Consider the following 21,667-nt stretch of genomic DNA (forward strand, 5'->3'; position numbering starts at 1 on the left):
ATGTACAAGCTCGCCTTCTTCGTTCCACCCAGCCATGTGGAGCAGGTCAAGAATGCCGTATTCGCCGCCGGTGGCGGTCGAATCGGCACCTATGATCACTGCGCATGGCAGGTGCTGGGCCAGGGCCAGTTTCGCCCGTTGGACGGCAGCCAGCCGTTCCTCGGGCAGACTGGCGCGGTCGAGCAGGTGCAGGAGTGGAAGGTCGAGCTGGTCGTCGACGATTCACTGATCGCGGCAGTCGTGCTGGCGCTCAAGCAGAGCCATCCCTACGAAACGCCGGCGTATGAGGTCTGGCGTCTGGCCGACTTCTGAGCGTTGCCCGCAAGGCCTCGCCGATCCCCTCGGCGTGCATGCCGACCAGCAGGTGCCAGGCACCGCCCGCCAATGGGCTGATGCCCTTGCAACCGAGAGCACCGAGTTGCACCTCGGACAACCTGTCCACATCCTTCAGTTGTACCCGCAGCCGCGTCTGGGCGACACAGTCCAGTGCCAGCACATTGTCCCGGCCTCCCAATGCTTCCAGCCATTGTTGCAACTGGCCGGTGCGGATCGTGCTCGTCTCCACTACGACGGGCTGAACGGCTGTCGGCGTATTCGCGATGGTATCCGGTAGCGCCAGGCGGATTTCGTCGGCGATGCTGTCGGCCAGGGGACCGACCACCACCTGCAGGCTGCCGCCCTGGCCGGGCCGTACCACGGCCAGGGCGCCCAGCTCCTTGAGCTCACTGTCCTGCGCCTTGTCACGATCCTGCAGCTCCAGGCGCAGCCGGGTGGTGCAGGCTCCGACCGTCAGCAGGTTGGCGGCACCGCCCAGGGCACGGATGTAGGCTGCCGCTCGCTGATTGCCGTCGAGCACCGGCGTGGCAGCCGGAGTGGTGGTGGCCTCACGCCCGGGCGTCTTCAGGTCGAAACGACGGATGCAGAAGTCGAACACCGCGTAGTAGATCAGCGCGTAGGCCAGTCCCACCGGCAGCACCCACCAGCCGTTGGTGGACTTGCCCCAGCCCAGGGCCATGTCGATGGCACCGCCGGAAAAGGTGAAGCCGAGGTGGATGTCCAGCAGGTTGGTGATCGCCATCGACAGCCCGGTCAGCAGGGCATGAACCACATAGAGCAGTGGCGCGAGAAACATGAAGGCGAATTCGATGGGTTCGGTCACGCCGGTCAGGAACGAGGTCAACGCCATCGACAGCAGGATGCCGCCCATCAGCTTGCGGCGCTCGGGGCGCGCATTGCGATACATCGCCAGGCAGGCGGCGGGCAGGCCGAAGACCATGACCGGGAACATGCCGGTCATGAACTGTCCGGCCTTGGGGTCGCCGGCGAAATAGCGTGCCAGGTCGCCGGTGACGACCCGGCCGGTGTCCGGGTCGGTGAAGCTGCCGAAGACGAACCACATCATGTTGTTGAGGATGTGGTGCAGGCCGGTGACGATCAGCAGGCGGTTGAACACGCCGAAGATGAACGCGCCGATGCTGCCGCTCTCGACCATCATCAGCCCCAGGCTGTTGATGGCATGCTGGATCGGCGGCCAGATCAGGCCGAACACCAGCCCCAGGCCGACCGCGGAAAACCCGGTGACGATCGGCACGAAGCGCCGGCCGCCGAAGAAGGCCAGGTATTCGGGCAGCTTGATGTCCTTGAAGCGGTTGTACAGCGCGCCGCCCAGCAGGCCGCTGATGATCCCCGCGAGCATGCCCATGTTGATCTCGGCATCGATGACCTTCAGCGTGGCCACCAGCACCAGGTAGCCGATGACCCCCGCCAGCCCGGCGGTACCGTTGTTGTCGCGGGCAAAGCCGACAGCGATGCCGATGGCGAAGATCAGCGCCAGGTTGCTGAAAATGGCATTGCCGGCATCGTGGATGATTGCAATGTTCAGCAGGTCGGCGTCACCCAGGCGCAGCAGCAGGCCGGCGATCGGCAGGATGGCGATGGGCAGCATCAGGGCCCGGCCGAGGCGTTGCAGGCCTTCGATAAAAAGCTGGTACATGGTGGCTCTCCTTATTGTTGTTATTCAGTCCAGTGGCCAGTGTTGGCGGCAGGCCTCGCGCACGCTCGCGGCACTGCCGAGCTGGAGCAGCGACGCGCTGATACGGCGGCATTCGGCGGCGTCGAGGTGGCGCACCCGCTCCTTGATCTCGCCGATCTGCGGCGGGCTCACCGACAGCTCGCTGATGCCCAGGCCGATCAGCACCGGCGTGGCCAGAGGGTCCGAGGCGAGGGCGCCGCAGACACCGACCCAGCGCTGGTGTCGAGCGGCCCCGGCGCAGGTGCTGGCGATCAGTTGCAGGATCGCCGGGTGCAGGGCGTCGACCCGCCCGGCCAGGCCGGCATGGTCGCGGTCCATGGCCAGGGTGTATTGCGACAGGTCGTTGGTGCCGATGGAGAGGAAGTCCGCGTGCTCGGCCAGTTGACCGGCCAGCAGTGCAGCGGACGGCACCTCGATCATGACGCCCAGTTCCGGGAGTTGGCTGATCCCCAGTTCACCGGCCAGCCGCTCCAGGCAGCGGCGAATCTGCAGCAGTTCGTCGACCTCACTGACCATGGGCAGCAGGATCCGGCAGCGTTGCGCGGGGTTGACCTGCAACAGCGCCCGCAGTTGCTGTTCCAGCAGTTGCGGACGTGCCTGGGCGAGGCGGATGCCGCGCAGGCCGAGCACCGGATTGGCCTCCGCGGGCAGGGGCAGGTAGTCGAGCTGCTTGTCGCCGCCGACGTCGATGGTGCGGATGATCACCGGCTTGTCGCCCATGGCATCGACGACCGCCTGGTAGGCGTCGAGCTGTTCCCGTTCGTCGGGCGCGGTCCGGCGGTCGACGAAGAGAAATTCGGTGCGCAGCAGGCCGACGCCGTCGGCGCCACTCAGGTGAGCCTGCCGTGCCTCGGCGGCCGAGGCGACATTGGCCGCCACCTCGATCGTCCGGCCGTCGCGGGTCTGGGCCGGTGACAGGCCGCGCTCCTGCTGGCGCTGGCGGCGCAGTTGATGTTGCCAGCGGGCGATGGCGACGCCTTCGAGACGGGCCTGGTCGGGCGTCAGTTCGAGACGGCCATGGTCGGCGTCGAGCACCAGCTGTTGTCCGGGAGCGATCTCCAACAGTGCCGGACCGAGGGCGACCAGGCAGGGCAGGCCCCGGGCCCGGGCGAGAATGGCGACATGCGAGGTGGCCCCCCCTTCGGCCATGCACAGCCCGGCGACGTCCTTCTGGCTGATCAGCAGCAGGTCGGAAGGCGTCAGCTCCTGGGCGACGACGATCGCACCCTGTGGTAGTTCGTAGTGGCAGGCTTCACCGAGCAGGGCGCGCAGTACGCGCTGGCGCAGGTCGCGCAAGTCATTGGTGCGTTCGGCGAGCAGCGGGTTGCCCAGCTCAAGCAGGACCTGGCACTGGCTGTCGATCGCCTGGCTCCAGGCATGGGTGGCCGCACTGCCGTGGGTGATGGCCTGGTGGGTGGTATCGAGCAGTGCCGGGTCTTCGAGCAGTGCGAGATGGGCGTTGAAGATCGCCTGTTCGGCATGATCGCCACGGCTCAGGGCCTGCTGCTCGGTCGCGCGGATCTCGCTGCGCACCTGTTCCAGTGCACTGTTGAGCGCTTGTCGTTGTTCCTGCGCGTCATGCCCGCCGGGATCGGGTGGCAACTGGATGCCCTGCAATCGCGCCAGCGGACCGCTGACCAGGCCGGGTGCGGCGCACACGCCGTGCAGAACGCCGGCCTCGACGGGCCGGCTGGCGATGGGCGGGGGTGGCGCGGCGTGAGGGTGGTCTTCGGCCAGGGGCGTTTGCAGCACCTGCAACAGGGCCTGTATGGCTGCTTCGCGGTCCTTGCCCCGACAGCTGATTTCGACCTGGGCCTGTTCCTCGACACCCAGTCCCATGATACCGATCAGGCTGTCGAGGGAGGCCGAGCGATCCCCCAGGTGCAGGCGGGCGCTACAGTCGAAGCGTTGTGCGGTCTGGCGCAGCAGGGCGGCGGGGCGCGCATGCAGGCCGCCGCGATGGGCGACCCGGGCATGCCGCCGGACTTCGTCGTCGCTGCTTTCCGGCGTGGCTGCCGCGCGTGGCGTTTGGCGTGGGACGATCTGCAGCACGGGGTCGCCGACCTTGACCGACTCGAGTGCTCGCGCCCGCAGTTCGTAGTGTTCGCCATTGGTCAGCACCAGCGGGCTGACCAGGCTCCTGCTGTGGCGGGCCACCTGGTCCAGGTCGAACCGCAGCAGGGCCTGCCCGGCTTCGACCCGGGCGCCTTCCCCGACCAGCAGGGTAAAGCCTTCACCCTCCAGGGCAACGGTATCCAGGCCCAGGTGCAGCAGCAGTTCGGCGCCGTTGTCGGCGCGCAGGGTCAGGGCGTGCAGGGTCCGCGCGACCTGCACGATGACTCCGCCGCAGGGTGCATGCAGGCTGTCGTTGAGTGGGTCGATGGCGATGCCGTCGCCGAGGGCTCCGCTGGCGAAGACCGCATCGTCGATGTTGAACAGTGGCATGACGGGGCCGCTCAGCGGCGCACCGAGGGTGAGCTCATTATTGTTGTTATGCATGGCGCGGTACTCGTCAGTGGGTACGGGTGACTTTGCTCAGGTGGCGCGGCTGGTCGGGGTCCATGCCGCGGGCCACGGCCAGTTGCGCCGCCATCACGTAGAAACTCTGGATGGCCAGGATCGGGTCGAGTGCCGGGTGGCGGGCGCAGGCCAGGTCCAGGTCGCGCTCGGCGATGTCGGTGGGGGCGGCGAGCAGCACCCGTGCGCCGCGCTGGCGCATGTCGGCGGCGAGCCTGAGCAGCCCGGCCTGTTCCGCTCCGCGCGGGGCGAAGACCAGCAGTGGATAGCCGGCGTCGATCAGCGCCATCGGTCCATGGCGCACCTCCGCGCTGCTGAAGGCTTCCGCCTGGATCGCCGAGGTTTCCTTGAACTTCAGGGCCGCCTCCTGGGCGATGGCGAAACCGGCGCCGCGGCCGATCACCATCAGCCGCTCGCTGCCACGCAACCCCTCCAGGGCCGGGCTCCAGTCCAGGGCTGCCGCCTGTTGCAGGCCTTCGGGCAGGGCTCGGCCAGCTTCCAGCAGCGCCGGGTCGTACTGCCAGTAGCCGAGCAGGCGGGCGCTGGCACTGAGGGTGGCGATGAAGCTCTTGGTGGCGGCGACGCTCTGTTCGGTGCCGGCCAGCAGCGGGATGGTGTATTCGCAGGCGGCTTGCAGCGGTGAGTCCGGCGCGTTGACCATGGCCACGCTCAGAGCCCCGCGTTCGCGCAGCAGGTGCAGGCTGTCGACCAGGTCGGGACTCTGCCCGGACTGCGACAGGGCGAACACCGCCTGGCCGTTGACCTGCAAGGGCGAGTGCCGCAGGGTCACCACCGACATCGGCAGTGACGCCACCGGCACGCCGGTGTGCTGCATGGTCAGGTAGGCCAGGTAGCTGGCGGCATGGTCGGAGCTGCCACGGGCGACGGTCATCGCCACATGCGGCGGCTGCTGGCGCAGGCGCGCGCCGATGGCGACCAGGCGCTCATCGAGTTCCAGCAACTGGCGGCTGACCGCCTCGTGTGAGGACAGCGCCTCTTCAAGCATTCTGGAAGTCAACGGCTTCTCCTTCGACCATTACCTTGGTCAGTTTCAATGAGCGATCCAGGCGCACGCAGTCGGCCCAACTGCCGGGTTGCAGGCGTCCTCGGTCGGCGAGGCCGAGATAGTCGGCGGGAAACTGCGAAAGTCGTTGCGAGGCTTCGGCGATGGGCAGGCCGATTTTCACCAGGTTGCGCAGGGCCTGGTCCATGGTCAGGGTGCTGCCGGCCAGGGTGCCATCGGCCAGCCGCACGCCGCCCAGGCACTTGGTCACGATGTGGCTGCCGAGGCTGTACTCGCCATCAGGCATGCCGGCGGCGGCGGTCGAATCGGTCACGCAATACAGGCAGGGGATCGAGCGCAGGGCCACGCGCATCGCCCCCGGGTGCACGTGCAGCAGGTCGGGAATCAGTTCGGCGTAGCGCGCGTGGGCCAACGCGGCACCGACAATTCCCGGTTCGCGGTGGTGCAGCGGGCTCATGGCGTTGTACAGGTGGGTGAAACTGCTGGCCCCGGCGGCGAGGGCGGCGACGCCTTCCTCGTAGCTGCCCAGGGTGTGGCCGATCTGCATGCGGATGCCGCGCGCGCTGAGGCTGCGGATCAGCGCTTCGTGGCCGGCGATTTCCGGGGCGATGGTGATCACCCGGATCGGCGCGAGGCGCAGGTACTCGTCGATTTCGGCGGCAATGGCGGTGTGGGCGAAATTCGGCTGGGCACCCAGTTTGCCGGGGTTGATGAACGGGCCCTCGAGGTGCACCCCAAGGATTCTGGCCGTGCCCGGCTGGCGCTGTTCGCAGTAGGGGCCGAGTTGGGCCAGGATCGCGCCGATCTCTTCGGACGGCGCGGTCATGGTCGTCGCCAGCAGGGCGGTGGTGCCGAAGCGCAGATGCGTGCGGGCGATGGTTTTGAAGGCGTCGCCGCCCTGCATGATGTCCTTGCCGCCGCCGCCGTGGACATGCAGGTCGATGAAGCCCGGCAGCAGGTACGGCAGGTCGTTGTCGGCCGGATCGCAGGGCTCGCCGTCGATACGCAGCACCCGGCCCTGCTGGTGGCTCAGGTGACCGCGGATCCAGCCTTGGGGTGTCAGGATATTGTCTTCGGGCATGGCGGCCTCCCTGGGCTGGCTAGCGCCGCAACTCGGCGACGAAGTCGTAGTAGTCGTCGCGGCAATAGGTGTCGGTCAGTTCGATGGGGGTGTTGTCCTCGAGGTAGCCGACGCGGGTCATCAACAGCATCGCGGTGCCGGGTTCGATGCCGACCAGTGCAGCGAACTCCGGCGAGGCGTTGATCGCGCGGATGTGTTGCAGCGCGCGGACCACTGGGCGGCCGATGCCGTCGAGGTATTCGTAGAGCGAATCGCCGACCTTCTCGGGTTCAGGCAGCAGCGAGGCGGGCAAGGTGCTCATCTCGATCGCCATCACCGTGTTGTCGGCCTTGCGCAGGCGCTTGAGGCGCGCGACCTGGGCGCTGGGCGAGAGGGCCAGGCGGATCAGTTCTTCATGGCTGGGCAGGGTGATGTGGCGCTCCAGCCATTGGGAGCCGGGCACGAAGCCCTTGGAGCGGAGCATCTCGCTGAAGCTGGAGAGACGCGACAGCGGTTGTTCCAGGCGTGGCGTGATGAAAGTCCCGGAGCCCTGGTTGCGACGGATCAGGCCCTGTTCGAGGAGGACCTCCAGGGCCTTGCGCGAGGTCACTCGGGAGATACCGAGCCACTCGCTGAGATTGCGTTCCGAGGGCAGCGCCTGTTCGGCTTTCCACTGGCCGGCGTGAATGGCGGCTTCGAGGTTGCGCGCCAGTTGCAGGTACAGCGGGGTGGGTTGCGACTCGTCAGGGCGCAGGGCGAGGATCTTGTCCATGCAGGTTTCCGATGCGGTTATTGGCGTTCTTGTGCTCGGTAGTGGTATTGAAAGTAATACCACTTAAATACCATGTCAATGCCAGTGGTCTTTCCGAACGTAACAAAAAGCCCGGTATGCAGTGCATGCCGGGCTTCTGGGGTTTGGTTGGTATCAGGGTGGTAGCAAGGCTCAGGGGCGGATTTCCACCAGGGTGCCGTCCTTGACCAGGTTCCATACTTCACGCATGTCGACGTTGCGCATGCCGATGCAGCCGTCGGTCCAGTCCAGGGTGTGCAGCCATTGCTCCGGGTAGTCCTCGGAGTCCGGGGTGCCGTGGATCATGATCATGCTGCCGGGGTTGACCCCTTCGCGGCGGGCGCGGGCGGCGTCGCTGATGTTCGGGTAGGAGATGTGCATCGACAGGTTGAACTTGTCGCTGGTCTTGCGCCAATCGATCCAGTAGAAGCCTTCCGGCGTGCGCCGGTCGCCCTCGATCAGCTTGGGGCCCTTGGGATTGCGGCCCAGGGAAATCCGATAGGTCTTGAGCGGCTTGCCGTCGTTGATCAGTTGCAACTGGTGGGCGGACTTGAGAACCAGGACTTTCTCGATGACCAGGCCCTGTAGCGGGTCGGCGGCGGTGGCCTGGGACAACGTGGCAAACGACAGGCAGAAAACGGCGAACAACCAACGCATTGAAACGATATCCCTGGAAAGGTGGCAGAGCGGCTTATTGTGGGTCGGTCGCCTTCGGCATCATCGGCGGCACGGCTTCGCTGCGTACCGGAAATTCCTGGGTAGGGCGGTCGGCGAAGAAGCATTCTAAGGTACGCCCGACGGTCCTGAAAGCCAGCTCTGACCAGGGGATTTCGTGTTCCTCGAACAGGCGCACCTCCAGGCTTTCGGGGCCGGCGGCGAAATCCAGGTCGGTCAGCCGCGCACGGTAGAACACATGGACCTGGTTGATGTGCGGCACGTCGATCAGCGTGTAGATGCTCAGGTTGTCGACCCGGGCACAGGCTTCCTCGAGGGTTTCCCGACGCGCGGCCTGTTCCACGGTCTCGCCGTTCTCCATGAAGCCTGCCGGCAGGGTCCAGTATCCAAGCCGTGGTTCGATGGCGCGGCGGCACAGCAGTACCTGGCTGCCCCAGACCGGCAGGCAGCCGGCGACGATATTGGGGTTCTGGTAGTGGATGGTCTGGCAATGGTCGCAGACAAAACGCAGTCGCGAGTCACCCTCGGGGATACGTTGACTGACCGGTTTGCCGCACTGGCTGCAGAACTTCATGGGCTATTCTCTGGAGGATCCGCCTATTTTTGCGTGTGCCGTCGCCTGTCGGCAAGTTGTGCGTTGATGAAACCGTCGAGGGGTTGGGCGGTCCGGCGGTTTGGTGCATGATGCAGGGTAAGTCAGACATCGAGATCAGCCATGCAGGATGAGCTACTTCGACGTGTAAGAGAGCATACCCCCCGGCCGCTGGAAACGGACCGACGTTTTCCGGAGGCGGCGGTATTGGTGCCGATCACGCGCAACGAAGAGCCGGAACTGGTATTGACCTTGCGTGCCAGCGGCCTTTCGACCCACGGTGGCGAGGTGGCCTTTCCCGGTGGCCGGCGCGACCCGGAGGATCCGGACCTGGTGTTCACCGCCCTGCGCGAGGCCGAGGAGGAAATCGGCCTGGCCCCGGGCCTGGTGGAGGTGGTGGGGCCGTTGAGCCCGTTGGTCTCTCTGCATGGGCTCAAGGTCACGCCCTACGTCGGCGTGGTGCCGGACTTCGTCGAGTACCGGGCCAACGATGCCGAGATCGCCGCGGTGTTCAACGTGCCCCTGGCGTTCTTTCGCGAGGACCCGCGCGAGCACACCCATCGCATCGACTACCAGGGCCGCAGCTGCTACGTGCCGAGCTACCGTTATGACGACTACAAGATCTGGGGGCTGACCGCGATCATGATCGTCGAACTGGTCAACCTGTTGTATGACACCCGGATCGACCTGTACCAGCCACCGCAGCGCTTCATCAATCTCTGAACCCAAGCCATCGTCAGTATGGCGCCGTACCCCGAGCCGTGAGGATTACCGCATGAAATACCGTCTGGGCGACTTTCGCGTCGAAACCCATCCGCAGAGCTGGGTGGCCCCGAATGCCGTACTGGTGGGCAAGGTCAAACTGGAGGAGGGCGCCAGCGTCTGGTTCAACGCCGTGCTGCGCGGTGACAACGAACTGATCCTGATCGGCCGCAACAGCAACGTCCAGGACGGCACGGTGATGCACACCGACATGGGCTACCCGTTGACCATCGGCACTGGCGTGACCATCGGCCACAACGCCATGCTGCACGGTTGCACCGTCGGCGACTACAGCCTGATCGGTATCAACGCGGTGATCCTCAACGGCGCGAAGATCGGCAGGAACTGCATCATCGGCGCCAACTCGCTGATCGGCGAGGGCAAGGAGATTCCCGATGGTTCGCTGGTGATGGGCTCGCCGGGCAAGGTGGTGCGTGAGCTGACCGAGCCGCAGAAGAAGATGCTCGAAGCCAGTGCCGCCCACTATGTGCATAACGCGCAACGGTATGCCCGCGACCTGCAGGAAGACGAGGCATGAGTATCGCGGAACGCCCGGTGGCCTCGCCCTGCGTGAGCATCTGCGCGCTGGACGAGCAGGACATCTGCACCGGCTGCCAGCGTACGGCCGGTGAAATCACCCGCTGGGGGCGGATGGACAACGCCGAGCGCCGTGAGGTGCTTGGCCGTTGTCACGAGCGGGCCAGGGCTGCCGGATTGGTGTGGACAGTGGCCGGTCCGGCGGTGTCCTGACCAACACCGCTATCGCCAGCCAGCCGGCTCCTACAGTACCCTGTGCGGCTATATCGACAGGTAACCCGTTCATCCATGCTCTTTCTCATCGCCTACATCGCCAGCGTCGTGCTGATCAACTTTGCGTTTTCCAGTGCGCCGCACCTGGACATCATCTGGTCGGCCTGGGGCGGGTTGGTGTTCGTGCTGCGGGACATGGTGCAAACCCGCTTCGGTCATGGTTCGATCGTCGCCATGCTGGTCGCGCTGCTGCTGTCCTATGTCACCTCCGATCCGGCCATCGCCCTGGCCAGCGCCACGGCGTTCGCGGTGTCCGAGTGCATTGACTGGCTGGTCTTCACCATCACCCGGCGCCCCCTGCATGATCGCCTGTGGATCAGTTCGGCCCTGAGTATCCCGCTGGACACCTTCATCTTCTTCGGCCTGATCGACGCCCTGACTCCCGGGGTGATCTTCACCGCGCTGGGTTCGAAATTCGCCGGGGTCACCGTGGTCTGGCTGGCCATGGCCTGGCGCCAGCGCAATGCCGTTCATCAGGACGGTCTGAAGGGGTAGCGCCATACAGGCGAACCGCCGCAGTTCATGTAAAATGCCCGCCTTTCTTCCCAGCAGGTGCCCGGTGACCGGGCACCTTCGATGATCCGTTTCCTCGAGGACCTGAAATGACCCGTATCGGAACTCCACTGTCGCCGACCGCGACTCGCGTATTGCTTTGTGGCTGTGGTGAGCTGGGCAAGGAAGTCGTGATCGAGCTGCAGCGCCTGGGCGCCGAAGTGATTGCGGTCGACCGCTACGCGAATGCGCCGGCCATGCAGGTCGCCCACCGCAGCCACGTGATCAACATGCTCGATGGCGCGGCCCTGCGCGCGGTGATCGAGGCGGAGAAGCCGCACTTCATCGTGCCGGAAATCGAAGCCATCGCCACCGCCACCCTGGTGGAGCTGGAGAGCGAAGGTTTCACCGTGGTGCCGACCGCCCGTGCCGCGCAACTGACCATGAACCGCGAAGGCATTCGTCGCCTGGCCGCCGAGGAGCTGAAGCTGCCGACCTCGCCGTACCACTTCGCCGACACCTTCGAAGACTACAGCAAGGCGGTCCAGGACCTCGGCTTCCCCTGCGTGGTCAAGCCGGTCATGAGTTCCTCGGGCAAGGGCCAGAGCCTGCTGCGCAGCGTCGATGACGTGCAGAAGGCCTGGGACTATGCCCAGGAAGGCGGGCGTGCCGGCAAGGGGCGCGTGATCGTCGAGGGCTTCATCGACTTCGACTACGAAATCACCCTGCTGACCGTACGCCACGTCGGTGGCACCACTTTCTGTGCACCGGTCGGTCATCGGCAGGAGAAGGGCGACTACCAGGAGTCCTGGCAGCCGCAGGCCATGAGCCCGGTGGCGCTGGCCGAGTCGGAGCGGGTTGCCAAGGCAGTCACCGAGGCCCTGGGCGGTCGCGGCATGTTCGGCGTCGAGCTGTTCATCAAGGGCGACCAGGTGTGGTTCAGCGAAGTCTCGCCGCGTCCGCATGACACCGGCATGGTCACCATGATTTCCCAGGACCTGTCGCAGTTTGCCCTGCATGCGCGGGCCATCCTGGGCCTGCCGATCCCGCTGATCCGTCAGTTCGGCCCATCGGCCTCGGCTGTGATCCTGGTGGAGGGGCAGTCGACCCAGACCGCGTTCGCCAATCTCGGCGCGGCCCTGAGCGAGCCGGACACCGCCCTGCGCCTGTTCGGCAAGCCGGAAGTCAACGGCCAGCGCCGCATGGGCGTGGCCCTGGCGCGTGACGAGTCGATCGAGGCCGCGCGGGCCAAGGCGACCCGTGCGGCTCAGGCAGTCGTTGTAGAGCTGTAAACCGCGTTTGCCCTATTCGCGGGCGAGCCCGCTCCCACAATCACCGAGTCCGATTCGGAGTGCCTTGTGGGAGCCGGCTTGCTGGCGATCCGTATGGCAGTGGGCTTGCCCGGTGCCGGGTCGCCGCGAATGATTGCTGTGGAGCGGGCTTGCCCGCGACCCGCCGCAGGCGGCCATTCCCCAGCGTGATCAGCCAACCTTGTCCAAATCGCTGTAGCGCGTTTCCTTCAGGCACAGAACGGCAATCAGGCTCAACACCGCCGCTGCCGACACATACCCGCCCACCCAGCTCAACCCGCCCATCGCCACCAGCTTCTGGGCGAAGAACGGCGCCGCCGAGGCCCCGACGATGCCACCCAGGTTGTAGGCCGCCGAAGCGCCGGTGTAACGCACGTGGGTCGGAAACAGCTCCGGCAGCAGTGCGCCCATCGGGGCGAACGTCACTCCCATCAGGAACAGCTCCAGGCTCAGGAACAGCGCGACGCCCCAGGTCGAGCCATGGCCCAGCAGGGGTTCCATGGTGAACCCGGACAGCAGCGCCAGCAGTGCGCCGACGATCAGTACCGGCTTGCGCCCGAAGCGATCGCTGGCCCAGGCTGCCAAGGGCGTGGCCGCCGCCATGAACAGCACCGCGAAGCACAGCAGGCCGAGGAAGGTCTCGCGGCTGTAGCCCAGGTTGGCGACGCCGTAGCTCAGGGAGAACACCGCCGAGATATAGAACAGTGCATAGCACACCACCATGGCCACCGAGCCCAGCAGCACCGGTACCCAATAGCGGCTGAACAGCTCGATCAGCGGCATCTTCACCCGCTCCTGGCGCGCCACTGCGTTGGCGAAGATCGGTGTTTCCTCGAGCTTGAGGCGCACGTAGAGGCCGACGATCACCAGCACGGCGCTGAGCAGGAACGGAATGCGCCAGCCCCACGAACGGAACTGCTCGTCGCTGAGGCTCATGGCGAGGATCAGGAACAGGCCGTTGGCCGCGAGGAAACCGATCGACGGGCCCAGTTGCGGGAACATGCCGAACCAGGCGCGCTTGCCCTCGGGGGCGTTCTCGGTCGCCAGCAGCGCGGCGCCACCCCATTCCCCGCCCAGTCCGAGGCCCTGGCCGAAGCGCAGCAGGCAGAGCAGCAACGGCGCCCAGGCACCTATGCTCGAGTAACCGGGCAGCACGCCGATCAGCGTGGTGCACACGCCCATCAGCAGCAGCGAGGCGACCAGGGTCGACTTGCGGCCGATCCGGTCACCGAAATGGCCGAACAGGATCGAGCCCAGTGGGCGAGCCAGGAAGGCGATGCCGAACGTCAGGAAGGCCGAGAGCATCTGTGCGGTGCCGTCGGTCTGGGGGAAGAACACCGGTCCGATCACCAGTGCGGCGGCGGTGGCGTAGACATAGAAGTCGTAGAACTCGATGGCGGTGCCGATGAAGCTGGCAGTCGCGACCCGGGCAGTGGAGTTCAGCGGTGTGGTCGATCTGGCGTCATCGAAGGTGGTGCTGGAAGTCATCACGCGATTCCCTGAAAGTCTTGCTCATGCGAATTATTAGTAGTGAACACCCAGGGATAAGGGTTTTCCCGGGCCGGTCGAGGGTCCTGTCCGGTGCGGGGAGGTTGCAACGTGTAGGGCCGGAGGGCGAGATGCCGGTAGGCAGGCGGTCCGGTGGCGGCTGGGTAAGCCGATTCGATTATAGGAAGCAGCCTATGCATCGAACAAGAGCACTGCTCAGGCTCCTGGTCCGCAATGGTTCGTCAGGCACAAAGTTGATGAACCACCTGTAACCCCGTAGGCGCAGGGCTTGTTTGAACACCGCACCGCCGCGAAGCCTTGAGCGGTCTCGAAGGCCCTTTCGCAGGCAGGCCCTGCTCCTACAGCGGAGGAGGCGTGGGGGTGGCGCTGGTATGCCAGGCCAGCACCCGGCTGACCCGGTTGTCCTCGGTCTCGAGGATTTCCAGGCGGTATCGTCCGATCTTCAGGCAGACCGCACTTTCCGGAATGGTTTCCAGGGCTTCGGTCACCAGGCCGTTGAGGGTCTTGGGTCCATCGCAGGGCAGGTGCCAGCCCAGGCTCTTGTTCAGTTCGCGGATCGAGGCGGCGCCTTCGATCACCAGGCGGCCGTCGGCTTGCGGGTGGATGTGCGGGTTGTCGAGGCTGTGCTCGCTTTCGAACTCGCCGACGATCTCTTCGAGAATGTCTTCCAGGGTGACGATGCCCAGCACTTCGCCGTACTCGTCCACGACCATGCCCAGTCGCCGCTGCTGCTTGTGGAAGTTCAGCAGTTGCAATTGCAGCGGGGTGCTTTCCGGGACGAAGTAGGGTTCGTGGCAGGCGCTCAGCAGGGCCGGCAGGGTCAGGCTGGCATCGGGCAGCAGGTGGCGGACCTGGCGGGTGTTGAGCACCGCCTCGACCTGGTTGATGTCACTGTGGAAAACCGGCAGGCGTGTACGCTTGTTATGGCGCAGTTGCTCGATGATGGCCTCGATCGGGTCATCGAGGTTGATCCCGTCGACCTCGCTGCGTGGCACCAGGATGTCGTTGACCGTGATGTTGTCCAGCGCATGGATTCCGGACAGCAGCGGTGGCCGGCCCGAGTGTTCCTTGCCGGGCTCGTCGAGGTCGACCGGTGGCATGTCCTCGTCACTCTGCTTGACTGCGCTGGCCTGGCTGATGAACGGGCGCAGCAAGAGGCGTGCGCTGCCGTTCATCAGCCAGGCGGCGGGGTAGATGATCTTCAGGGGGATGGCCAGCAGCGTGTTGCCGACCGAGAGCATGGCTTCGGGATAACGCGCGGCGAGCAGGCGTGGCAGGTAGTCGGCCAGCACCAGCAGGGCGACGGCGCTGCCCAGGCAGGCCAGCCAGGGACCATGGCTACCCCAGAGCAGCAGCGAGAGCAGGGTGGCGATGATCACGACGACGATGCGGCACAGGGTGTTGCAGAAGATCAGGCTTTCGCGCGGAAAGCTCAGGCGGGCCGCTGGCTTGTCCCCGGAACGGGTGGCCGGACGCTGGGCCATGAGCAGTTGCTGGGCGACCTCGATGGCGGTGAACAGCGCCGACCAGAGGATCAGCAGGGCCAATACGGCGAGCATCGGCCCGGCGGGCAGGTTGTCCATGTTCTCGGCCCGTCAGATGTGCAGGATGTATTCGCGGACCAGCTTGCTGCCGAAGTAGGCCAGCATCAGCAGGCAGAAACCGGCCAGGGTCCAGCGGATCGCCTTGTGCCCGCGCCAGCCAAGGCGGTTGCGCCCCCACAGCAGCACGCTGAACACCACCCAGGCCAGGCAGGCCAGCAGGGTCTTGTGCACCAGGTGCTGGGCGAACAGGTTCTCGACGAACAGCCAGCCGGAGATCAGCGACAGCGACAGCAGCGTCCAGCCGGCCCAGAGGAAACCGAACAGCAGGCTTTCCATGGTCTGCAGGGGCGGAAAGTTGCGGATCAGGCCCGAGGGATGCTTGTTCTTGAGCTGGTGGTCCTGCAGCAGGAGCAACAGCGACTGGAATACCGCGATGGTGAACATGCCGTAGGCGAGGATCGACAGCAGGATATGCGCGAGGATACCGGGCTCCTCGTCGATGATCTGCACCGTGCCCGACGGCGCGAACTGCGCCAGCAGGACCGTCAGCAGGCCCAGTGGGAACAACAGCAGCAGCAGGTTCTCCACGGGAATGCGCAGGCAGGCGACCAGGGTCAGGGCGATCACCGCGACGGCGATCAGGCTGGCCGCGTTGAAGAAGTCCAGGCCCAGGCCGACCGGGGTCGCCAGGTGGGTGCACAGGGCGATGGCGTGGGCCAGCAGGGCGAAGGTGCCGAGCCCGACCAGCAGGCGTTTGTCGGCCTTGGCACGCTGGCGCAGGCGCGCACCTTGATAGAGGGCCGCGGCGGCATACAGGCAGGCTGCGGCAATGCTGGTCAGAAAACTGGGTGACAAAGGAAACATAAGTCCTGTGAGGCAAGCCCGAAAGGCGCTGAGTTTGGCATACAACCGCCAGTCCACGAAAGACCGTGGCGCTAGTGCCGCGCACGCAGTCTCGCTATAATTCGCGATCTGCCCACGCTGCAGGCTTGCCAGGCGCGTCTTTGCGTTCGCCGGCGGCCCATTACCTCAGTGGCTTCAAAGGATCGCGCATGTTTGAAAACCTGACCGACCGTCTCTCGCAGACGCTGCGCCATGTCACCGGCAAGGCCAAGCTGACCGAGGACAACATCAAAGACACCCTGCGTGAAGTGCGCATGGCGTTGCTCGAGGCCGACGTCGCCCTGCCGGTGGTGAAGGACTTCGTCAACTCGGTCAAGGAGCGCGCGGTCGGCACCGAAGTCTCGCGCAGCCTGACACCGGGCCAGGCGTTCGTGAAAATCGTCCAGGCCGAACTCGAAAGCCTGATGGGCGCGGCCAACGAGGACCTGAACCTCGCCGCCGTACCGCCTGCGGTCATCCTGATGGCCGGTTTGCAGGGCGCGGGCAAGACCACCACCGCCGGCAAGCTGGCGCGCTTCCTTAAAGAGCGCAAGAAGAAGAGCGTGATGGTGGTGTCGGCGGACGTCTACCGTCCGGCCGCGATCAAGCAGTTGGAAACCCTGGCCAACGATATCGGCGTGACCTTCTTTCCGTCCGATATCAGCCAGAAGCCGGTAGCCATCGCCGAAGCGGCCATCAAGGAAGCGCGGCTGAAGTTCATCGACGTGGTGATCGTCGATACCGCCGGCCGTCTGCATGTCGACGCCGAGATGATGGTCGAGATCCAGCAACTGCACGCGGCGATCAAGCCGGTGGAGACGCTGTTCGTGGTCGACGCCATGACCGGCCAGGACGCGGCCAACACCGCCAAGGCCTTCGGCGATGCGCTGCCGCTGACCGGCGTGGTGCTGACCAAGGTCGATGGTGATGCCCGTGGTGGCGCCGCGCTGTCGGTACGTGCCATTACCGGCAAGCCGATCAAGTTCATCGGTATGGGCGAGAAGAGTGAAGCGCTCGACCCCTTCCATCCGGATCGGATCGCCTCGCGAATCCTCGGCATGGGCGACGTGCTCAGCCTGATCGAGCAGGCCGAGCAGACCCTCGACAAGGAAAAGGCCGACAAGCTGGCCAAGAAACTGAAGAAGGGCAAGGGCTTCGACCTCGAGGACTTCCGCGATCAGTTGCAACAGATGAAGAACATGGGCGGCCTCGGCGGCCTGATGGACAAGCTGCCGAACATCGGCGGCGTGAACCTGTCGCAGATGGGCAACGCCCAGAATGCGGCGGAGAAGCAATTCAAGCAGATGGAAGCCATCATCAACTCCATGACCCCGGCCGAGCGCCGCGATCCCGAGCTGATCAGCGGCTCGCGCAAGCGCCGGATCGCCCTGGGTTCCGGTACCCAGGTGCAGGACATCGGTCGCTTGATCAAGCAGCACAAGCAGATGCAGAAGATGATGAAGAAATTCACCGCCAAGGGCGGCATGGCCAAGATGATGCGCGGTCTTGGTGGCATGATGCCGGGTGGCGGCATGCCGAAAATGTAAGGAATCTGCGCCGGCCGTCGTGTCGGCGTTGCCTCGCAGGGATGCGGGGAACTCCAGCAAACCCGCACTGGCGGGGGCTGACCCGCCGTTGATCACAACGGCTTCATGGCAGATATCTATTGCACGGCGCTGGACGCCGGAAAAAGGCATTGGCAAAAGTCCGGATATTCCTTAGAATATGCGGCCTTTCGGGCACCCATGCCCGCTGTGCATTTAGATTTGCAGCACCGACTACAGGAACGATGTTCACATGCTAACAATCCGTCTTGCCCTTGGCGGCTCCAAAAAGCGCCCGTTTTACCACCTGACCGTAACCGACAGCCGCAACGCTCGTGACGGTTCGCACAAAGAACAAGTGGGTTTCTTCAACCCGATTGCTCGTGGTCAGGAAGTTCGTCTGTCCGTGAACCAAGAGCGCGTCAACTACTGGTTGAGCGTTGGTGCACAACCTTCTGAGCGTGTTGCTCAGTTGCTGAAGGAAAACGCCAAGGCTGCGGCCTGAGCGATATGAACGCGACGCCTGCTTCTACCGATGATCTGATCGTTATCGGCAAGATCTATTCTGTTCATGGCGTTCGCGGCGAAGTGAAGGTTTATTCCTTTACTGATCCGATCAAGAACCTGTTGAACTACAAGACCTGGACGCTCAAGCGCGAAGGTAGTGTCAAGCAGGTTGAGCTGGTCAGTGGACGCGGGAACGATAAGTTCCTGGTCGCGAAGCTCAAGGGTCTCGATGATCGTGAAGAAGCACGTCTTCTGGCCGGTTATGAGATCTGCGTGCCAAGCAGCCTGTTCCCTGAGTTGACCGACGGCGAGTACTACTGGTACCAGCTGGAAGGTCTCAAGGTCATCGACATCCTCGGGCAACTGCTCGGGAAAATCGATCACCTGCTCGAAACCGGCTCGAATGATGTCATGGTGGTCAAGCCTTGTCCGGGCAGCCTGGATGATCGCGAACGCCTGTTGCCGTATACCGAGCAATGCGTGTTGGCAGTCGACCTGGTGGCTGGCGAGATGAAGGTGGATTGGGACGCGGACTTCTAAGCAATGGCGAGCCTGCGCGTAGAAGTGATTACGCTGTTTCCCGAGATGTTTTCCGCCATCAGCGACTACGGCGTCAGTAGCCGTGCGGTGAAACAGGGGTTGTTGCAACTGACCTGTTGGAACCCGCGGGACTACACCACGGATCGACATCACACTGTGGATGATCGCCCATTTGGCGGTGGTCCGGGCATGGTGATGAAGATCAAGCCCCTCGAGGACGCCCTGGTCGAGGCCAAGGCAGCAGCGGGGGAGGCGGCGAAGGTGATCTACCTGTCGCCCCAGGGTCGGCAACTGAATCAGTTGGCGGTTCGCGACCTGGCGAAAGAGGATGCCTTGATCCTCATTGCTGGTCGTTATGAAGGCATCGACGAGCGTTTCATAGAGGCGCATGTCGATGAAGAGTGGTCGATTGGGGACTATGTCCTGTCCGGTGGTGAACTGCCGGCAATGGTCCTGATAGATGCGGTTACACGACTGCTGCCCGGAGCTTTAGGGCATGCGGACTCCGCGGAGGAAGATTCCTTCACGGATGGTTTGCTGGATTGCCCGCACTACACCCGTCCGGAGGTGTATGCGGATCAGCGTGTTCCCGACGTGTTGCTCAGTGGCAACCACGCACATATCCGGCGTTGGCGTCTGAAGCAGTCCCTTGGCAGGACCTCGGAACGACGCGCCGATCTTCTGGAAAGACGCTCGCTTTCTGGAGAAGAGAAGAAGCTGCTCGAGGAATACATCCGCGAGCGGGACGATAGTTAACAACGTATCGATGGTAGATCCGACGATTTACCTTAGGAGCACAGCATGACCAACAAAATCATTCTGCAACTCGAAGCCGAGCAGATGACCAAAGAGATCCCAGCCTTTGCCCCGGGCGACACCATTGTCGTTCAGGTGAAAGTGAAGGAAGGCGATCGTTCGCGTCTGCAGGCCTTTGAAGGCGTGGTAATTGCCAAGCGTAACCGCGGTGTGAACAGCGCGTTCACCGTACGTAAAATCTCCAACGGTGTTGGCGTAGAGCGTACTTTCCAGACCTACAGCCCGCAAATCGACAGCATGGCTGTCAAGCGTCGCGGCGACGTACGTAAAGCCAAGCTGTACTACCTGCGCGACCTGTCGGGTAAAGCAGCTCGCATCAAGGAAAAACTGGCCTGAGTCCAGCTTCCGATGCAGAAAAAAGCAGCCTACGGGCTGCTTTTTTGTTGCCTGGACTTTTATCCTTGGGCACTCTGGCCCGGTTCGCCGTGTCACGTTGCTCGAGTCCCTATGCCTGCCATCGATCATCCCCTCATCGACCAGTTCCTCGACGCCCTGTGGTTGGAAAAAGGCCTCTCGGACAATACCCGTGATGCCTATCGAAGCGATTTGACGCTGTTCAATGGCTGGCTGCAGGACAAGGGCCTGGAACTGGCCAGCGCCGGGCGCGAACTGATCCTCGATCACTTGTCCTGGCGCCTGGAACAAGCCTACAAGCCGCGCTCCACTGCGCGTTTCCTCTCGGGGGCACGTGGCTTCTATCGCTATCTCCTGCGGGAAAAACTAATCGCCGTCGACCCGACCCTGCAGGTTGAAATGCCGCAGTTGGGCAGGCCACTCCCCAAGTCCTTGTCGGAAGCCGACGTCGAGGCGCTGCTCAAGGCGCCGGACCTGAGCGAGGCCATCGGCCAGCGCGACCGTGCCATGCTTGAAGTGCTCTATGCCTGTGGGTTGCGGGTGACCGAGCTGGTCAGCCTGACTCTGGAACAGGTCAACCTGCGCCAGGGCGTGCTGCGGGTGATGGGCAAGGGCAGCAAGGAGCGGCTGGTGCCGATGGGCGAGGAGGCGATCGTCTGGGTCGAGCGCTATCTGCGCGATGCCCGTGGCGAGCTGCTCGGCGGACGCCCCAGTGACGTGCTGTTTCCCAGTCAGCGCGGTGAACAGATGACGCGCCAGACCTTCTGGCACCGGATCAAGCACCAGGCCCAGGTGGCCGGGATCGGCAAGTCGCTGTCGCCGCATACCCTGCGTCACGCCTTCGCCACCCACCTGCTCAACCATGGCGCGGACCTGCGGGTCGTGCAGATGCTGCTCGGCCACAGTGACCTGTCGACCACCCAGATCTACACCCATGTCGCCCGTGCCCGGCTGCAGGAGATGCATGCCAGGCATCACCCGCGCGGTTGATCCATACGGGCTTCGGCCCGGCCGGGCTTATGTGTTAGGCTCTATCGGTTTGCGATGCGGGCGCTTGGAGTCGCTCCGTTTCAGAATGGACAGACCAGCCTGGCCTCGTGCCCGCTATCAGGAGTTCCCATGCGCTTGATCCAGATTTTCGCCGCCGCCGCCCTGGCGTTGGCCAGCACCTTCGCCCTGGCCGACGACGCGGCCGAGCAGGCGATCCGCAAGAGCCTCGACAGCCTCCAGCTGGAAACCCCGGTGGAGAGCATCACCGCCAGCCCGTTGAGCGGCCTGTACGAGGTCAAGCTCAAGGGCAGCCGCGTGTTGTATGCCAGCGCCGACGGCCAGTTCGTCATGCAGGGCTACCTGTTCCAGCTCAAGGATGGCAAGCCGGTCAACCTGACCGAGAAGACCGAGCGCCTGGGCATCTCGAAGCTGATCAACGGTATTCCGGTGGCCGAAACCGTGGTCTATCCGGCCATTGGTGAAACCAAGTCGCACATCACCGTGTTCACCGACACCACCTGTCCTTATTGCCACAAGCTGCACGCCGAAGTGCCGGCCCTGAACAAGATGGGCATCGAGGTCCGCTACGTGGCGTTCCCGCGCCAGGGCCTGGGTTCGCCGGGTGACCAGCAGTTGCAGGCGGTCTGGTGCTCGACCGACAAGCGTGCGGCGATGGACAAGATGGTCGAAGGCGAGGAAATCAAGGCGGCCAAGTGCGCCAACCCGGTTTCCCGGCAGTTCGCCCTTGGCCAGTCGATCGGGGTCAACGGTACGCCGGCCATCGTTTTGGCTGACGGCCAGGTGATTCCGGGCTACCAGCCGGCGGCACAAGTTGCCAAACTGGCGCTGGCAGCCAAGTAATTCAGTCTCGTCGCAGTCAGCCTTCTGACGAGCACGGCCACGGGCATCAGGTCCGT

General features: G+C 64.4%; 23 protein-coding genes. 13 read left to right on the forward strand and 10 right to left on the reverse strand.

Translation table 11 applies throughout. From position 1 onward, the window contains the following. Nucleotides 1-312: a YqfO family protein gene (locus HU752_RS06460; RefSeq protein WP_186680952.1), complete on the forward strand. Its 312-nt coding sequence runs from the start codon at nucleotides 1-3 to the stop codon at nucleotides 310-312. Here HU752_RS06460 and nagE read toward each other — a convergent pair. The 7 genes from nagE to HU752_RS06495 form a co-directional block, all read right to left on the reverse strand. Next, the gene (nagE, locus tag HU752_RS06465) at nucleotides 251-1,993 is read right to left on the reverse strand and encodes an N-acetylglucosamine-specific PTS transporter subunit IIBC (protein WP_186680950.1); all 1,743 of its coding nucleotides are present in this window, start codon (nucleotides 1,991-1,993) and stop codon (nucleotides 251-253) included. The genes HU752_RS06460 and nagE overlap by 62 nt on opposite strands. Before the next feature lie 24 nt (nucleotides 1,994-2,017). Further along, on the reverse strand, nucleotides 2,018-4,531 hold the full coding sequence (gene ptsP, locus HU752_RS06470) for a phosphoenolpyruvate--protein phosphotransferase (protein ID WP_186680948.1): 2,514 nt from the start codon (nucleotides 4,529-4,531) through the stop codon (nucleotides 2,018-2,020). A 13-nt stretch (nucleotides 4,532-4,544) separates the two neighbouring features. Then, nucleotides 4,545-5,567: an SIS domain-containing protein gene (locus tag HU752_RS06475; RefSeq protein ID WP_186680947.1), complete on the reverse strand. Its 1,023-nt coding sequence runs from the start codon at nucleotides 5,565-5,567 to the stop codon at nucleotides 4,545-4,547. After that, complete coding sequence (nagA, locus tag HU752_RS06480; RefSeq protein WP_186680945.1) at nucleotides 5,548-6,654, reverse strand: N-acetylglucosamine-6-phosphate deacetylase; 1,107 nt, start codon at nucleotides 6,652-6,654, stop codon at nucleotides 5,548-5,550. The genes HU752_RS06475 and nagA overlap by 20 nt, the downstream gene beginning before the upstream one ends. Nucleotides 6,655-6,673: 19 nt before the next feature. After that, complete coding sequence (locus tag HU752_RS06485) at nucleotides 6,674-7,405, reverse strand: GntR family transcriptional regulator (RefSeq protein WP_186680943.1); 732 nt, start codon at nucleotides 7,403-7,405, stop codon at nucleotides 6,674-6,676. Nucleotides 7,406-7,576: 171 nt separating this feature from the next. Beyond that, nucleotides 7,577-8,080: a L,D-transpeptidase family protein gene (locus HU752_RS06490; RefSeq protein ID WP_186680941.1), complete on the reverse strand. Its 504-nt coding sequence runs from the start codon at nucleotides 8,078-8,080 to the stop codon at nucleotides 7,577-7,579. A 34-nt stretch (nucleotides 8,081-8,114) separates the two neighbouring features. Beyond that, nucleotides 8,115-8,672, reverse strand: a complete 558-nt coding sequence (locus HU752_RS06495; protein WP_186680939.1) for an NUDIX hydrolase — start codon at nucleotides 8,670-8,672, stop codon at nucleotides 8,115-8,117. A gap of 141 nt (nucleotides 8,673-8,813) precedes the next feature. On the opposite strand from HU752_RS06495, the gene HU752_RS06500 reads away from it, so the two are divergent. From HU752_RS06500 to purT, 5 genes are all read left to right on the forward strand, one after another. Further along, on the forward strand, nucleotides 8,814-9,413 hold the full coding sequence (locus HU752_RS06500) for a CoA pyrophosphatase (RefSeq protein WP_186680937.1): 600 nt from the start codon (nucleotides 8,814-8,816) through the stop codon (nucleotides 9,411-9,413). 52 nt (nucleotides 9,414-9,465) lie between these two features. Continuing rightward, the gene (locus tag HU752_RS06505) at nucleotides 9,466-9,990 is read left to right on the forward strand and encodes a gamma carbonic anhydrase family protein (protein ID WP_186680936.1); all 525 of its coding nucleotides are present in this window, start codon (nucleotides 9,466-9,468) and stop codon (nucleotides 9,988-9,990) included. Then, a complete protein-coding gene (locus HU752_RS06510; RefSeq protein ID WP_189656554.1) occupies nucleotides 9,987-10,202 on the forward strand; it encodes a DUF1289 domain-containing protein in 216 nt (71 codons plus the stop codon). Before HU752_RS06505 ends, HU752_RS06510 begins: the two co-directional genes overlap by 4 nt. Before the next feature lie 75 nt (nucleotides 10,203-10,277). Next, entirely contained in the window at nucleotides 10,278-10,757 is a 480-nt protein-coding gene (locus HU752_RS06515) for a preQ0 transporter (protein ID WP_186680934.1), read from the forward strand. 107 nt (nucleotides 10,758-10,864) lie between these two features. Further along, nucleotides 10,865-12,046: a formate-dependent phosphoribosylglycinamide formyltransferase gene (gene purT, locus HU752_RS06520; protein WP_186680932.1), complete on the forward strand. Its 1,182-nt coding sequence runs from the start codon at nucleotides 10,865-10,867 to the stop codon at nucleotides 12,044-12,046. A 189-nt stretch (nucleotides 12,047-12,235) separates the two neighbouring features. Here purT and HU752_RS06525 read toward each other — a convergent pair whose 3' ends face one another. The 3 genes from HU752_RS06525 to HU752_RS06535 all read right to left on the reverse strand — a co-directional run bounded on the left by HU752_RS06525 (nucleotide 12,236) and on the right by HU752_RS06535 (nucleotide 15,981). Continuing rightward, a complete protein-coding gene (locus HU752_RS06525) occupies nucleotides 12,236-13,552 on the reverse strand; it encodes an MFS transporter (RefSeq protein WP_186680930.1) in 1,317 nt (438 codons plus the stop codon). A 359-nt stretch (nucleotides 13,553-13,911) separates the two neighbouring features. Next, on the reverse strand, nucleotides 13,912-15,156 hold the full coding sequence (locus HU752_RS06530) for an HlyC/CorC family transporter (protein ID WP_186680929.1): 1,245 nt from the start codon (nucleotides 15,154-15,156) through the stop codon (nucleotides 13,912-13,914). A gap of 12 nt (nucleotides 15,157-15,168) precedes the next feature. Further along, entirely contained in the window at nucleotides 15,169-15,981 is an 813-nt protein-coding gene (locus HU752_RS06535; protein WP_186680927.1) for a cytochrome C assembly family protein, read from the reverse strand. Nucleotides 15,982-16,169: 188 nt separating this feature from the next. Between HU752_RS06535 and ffh the strand changes: the two genes are divergently transcribed. The 7 genes from ffh (at nucleotide 16,170) to HU752_RS06570 (ending at nucleotide 21,611) form a co-directional block, all read left to right on the forward strand. Continuing rightward, complete coding sequence (gene ffh / locus HU752_RS06540; RefSeq protein WP_186680925.1) at nucleotides 16,170-17,546, forward strand: signal recognition particle protein; 1,377 nt, start codon at nucleotides 16,170-16,172, stop codon at nucleotides 17,544-17,546. A 250-nt stretch (nucleotides 17,547-17,796) separates the two neighbouring features. After that, on the forward strand, nucleotides 17,797-18,048 hold the full coding sequence (gene rpsP, locus HU752_RS06545; protein ID WP_017904965.1) for a 30S ribosomal protein S16: 252 nt from the start codon (nucleotides 17,797-17,799) through the stop codon (nucleotides 18,046-18,048). 5 nt (nucleotides 18,049-18,053) lie between these two features. Then, nucleotides 18,054-18,590: a ribosome maturation factor RimM gene (gene rimM, locus HU752_RS06550; protein ID WP_186680923.1), complete on the forward strand. Its 537-nt coding sequence runs from the start codon at nucleotides 18,054-18,056 to the stop codon at nucleotides 18,588-18,590. Between the two features lie 3 nt (nucleotides 18,591-18,593). Beyond that, complete coding sequence (gene trmD / locus HU752_RS06555; protein ID WP_186680921.1) at nucleotides 18,594-19,346, forward strand: tRNA (guanosine(37)-N1)-methyltransferase TrmD; 753 nt, start codon at nucleotides 18,594-18,596, stop codon at nucleotides 19,344-19,346. Nucleotides 19,347-19,391: 45 nt separating this feature from the next. Next, on the forward strand, nucleotides 19,392-19,742 hold the full coding sequence (gene rplS, locus HU752_RS06560; protein WP_017904968.1) for a 50S ribosomal protein L19: 351 nt from the start codon (nucleotides 19,392-19,394) through the stop codon (nucleotides 19,740-19,742). Nucleotides 19,743-19,853: 111 nt separating this feature from the next. After that, nucleotides 19,854-20,750, forward strand: coding sequence for a site-specific tyrosine recombinase XerD (xerD, locus tag HU752_RS06565; RefSeq protein ID WP_186680919.1), 897 nt, complete (start codon nucleotides 19,854-19,856; stop codon nucleotides 20,748-20,750). A 129-nt stretch (nucleotides 20,751-20,879) separates the two neighbouring features. Then, nucleotides 20,880-21,611 (forward strand): DsbC family protein, encoded by a 732-nt coding sequence (locus HU752_RS06570; protein WP_186680917.1) that lies wholly within the window; start codon nucleotides 20,880-20,882, stop codon nucleotides 21,609-21,611. Nucleotides 21,612-21,667 lie beyond the last annotated feature (56 nt).

The sequence above is a fragment of the Pseudomonas vanderleydeniana genome (assembly GCF_014268755.2).
In the GTDB taxonomy this organism is placed as follows: Bacteria; Pseudomonadota; Gammaproteobacteria; order Pseudomonadales; family Pseudomonadaceae; genus Aquipseudomonas; species Aquipseudomonas vanderleydeniana.

Coding starts and splice junctions, on each gene's coding strand:
- HU752_RS06460 (WP_186680952.1), top strand. CDS start 1: ATGTACAAGCTCGCCTTCTTCGTTCCACCCAGCCATGTGGAGCAGGTC.
- nagE (WP_186680950.1), bottom strand. CDS start 1,993: ATGTACCAGCTTTTTATCGAAGGCCTGCAACGCCTCGGCCGGGCCCTG.
- ptsP (WP_186680948.1), bottom strand. CDS start 4,531: ATGCATAACAACAATAATGAGCTCACCCTCGGTGCGCCGCTGAGCGGC.
- nagA (WP_186680945.1), bottom strand. CDS start 6,654: ATGCCCGAAGACAATATCCTGACACCCCAAGGCTGGATCCGCGGTCAC.
- HU752_RS06485 (WP_186680943.1), bottom strand. CDS start 7,405: ATGGACAAGATCCTCGCCCTGCGCCCTGACGAGTCGCAACCCACCCCG.
- HU752_RS06490 (WP_186680941.1), bottom strand. CDS start 8,080: ATGCGTTGGTTGTTCGCCGTTTTCTGCCTGTCGTTTGCCACGTTGTCC.
- HU752_RS06495 (WP_186680939.1), bottom strand. CDS start 8,672: ATGAAGTTCTGCAGCCAGTGCGGCAAACCGGTCAGTCAACGTATCCCC.
- HU752_RS06500 (WP_186680937.1), top strand. CDS start 8,814: ATGCAGGATGAGCTACTTCGACGTGTAAGAGAGCATACCCCCCGGCCG.
- HU752_RS06505 (WP_186680936.1), top strand. CDS start 9,466: ATGAAATACCGTCTGGGCGACTTTCGCGTCGAAACCCATCCGCAGAGC.
- HU752_RS06510 (WP_189656554.1), top strand. CDS start 9,987: ATGAGTATCGCGGAACGCCCGGTGGCCTCGCCCTGCGTGAGCATCTGC.
- HU752_RS06515 (WP_186680934.1), top strand. CDS start 10,278: ATGCTCTTTCTCATCGCCTACATCGCCAGCGTCGTGCTGATCAACTTT.
- purT (WP_186680932.1), top strand. CDS start 10,865: ATGACCCGTATCGGAACTCCACTGTCGCCGACCGCGACTCGCGTATTG.
- HU752_RS06525 (WP_186680930.1), bottom strand. CDS start 13,552: ATGACTTCCAGCACCACCTTCGATGACGCCAGATCGACCACACCGCTG.
- HU752_RS06530 (WP_186680929.1), bottom strand. CDS start 15,156: ATGGACAACCTGCCCGCCGGGCCGATGCTCGCCGTATTGGCCCTGCTG.
- HU752_RS06535 (WP_186680927.1), bottom strand. CDS start 15,981: ATGTTTCCTTTGTCACCCAGTTTTCTGACCAGCATTGCCGCAGCCTGC.
- ffh (WP_186680925.1), top strand. CDS start 16,170: ATGTTTGAAAACCTGACCGACCGTCTCTCGCAGACGCTGCGCCATGTC.
- rpsP (WP_017904965.1), top strand. CDS start 17,797: ATGCTAACAATCCGTCTTGCCCTTGGCGGCTCCAAAAAGCGCCCGTTT.
- rimM (WP_186680923.1), top strand. CDS start 18,054: ATGAACGCGACGCCTGCTTCTACCGATGATCTGATCGTTATCGGCAAG.
- trmD (WP_186680921.1), top strand. CDS start 18,594: ATGGCGAGCCTGCGCGTAGAAGTGATTACGCTGTTTCCCGAGATGTTT.
- rplS (WP_017904968.1), top strand. CDS start 19,392: ATGACCAACAAAATCATTCTGCAACTCGAAGCCGAGCAGATGACCAAA.
- xerD (WP_186680919.1), top strand. CDS start 19,854: ATGCCTGCCATCGATCATCCCCTCATCGACCAGTTCCTCGACGCCCTG.
- HU752_RS06570 (WP_186680917.1), top strand. CDS start 20,880: ATGCGCTTGATCCAGATTTTCGCCGCCGCCGCCCTGGCGTTGGCCAGC.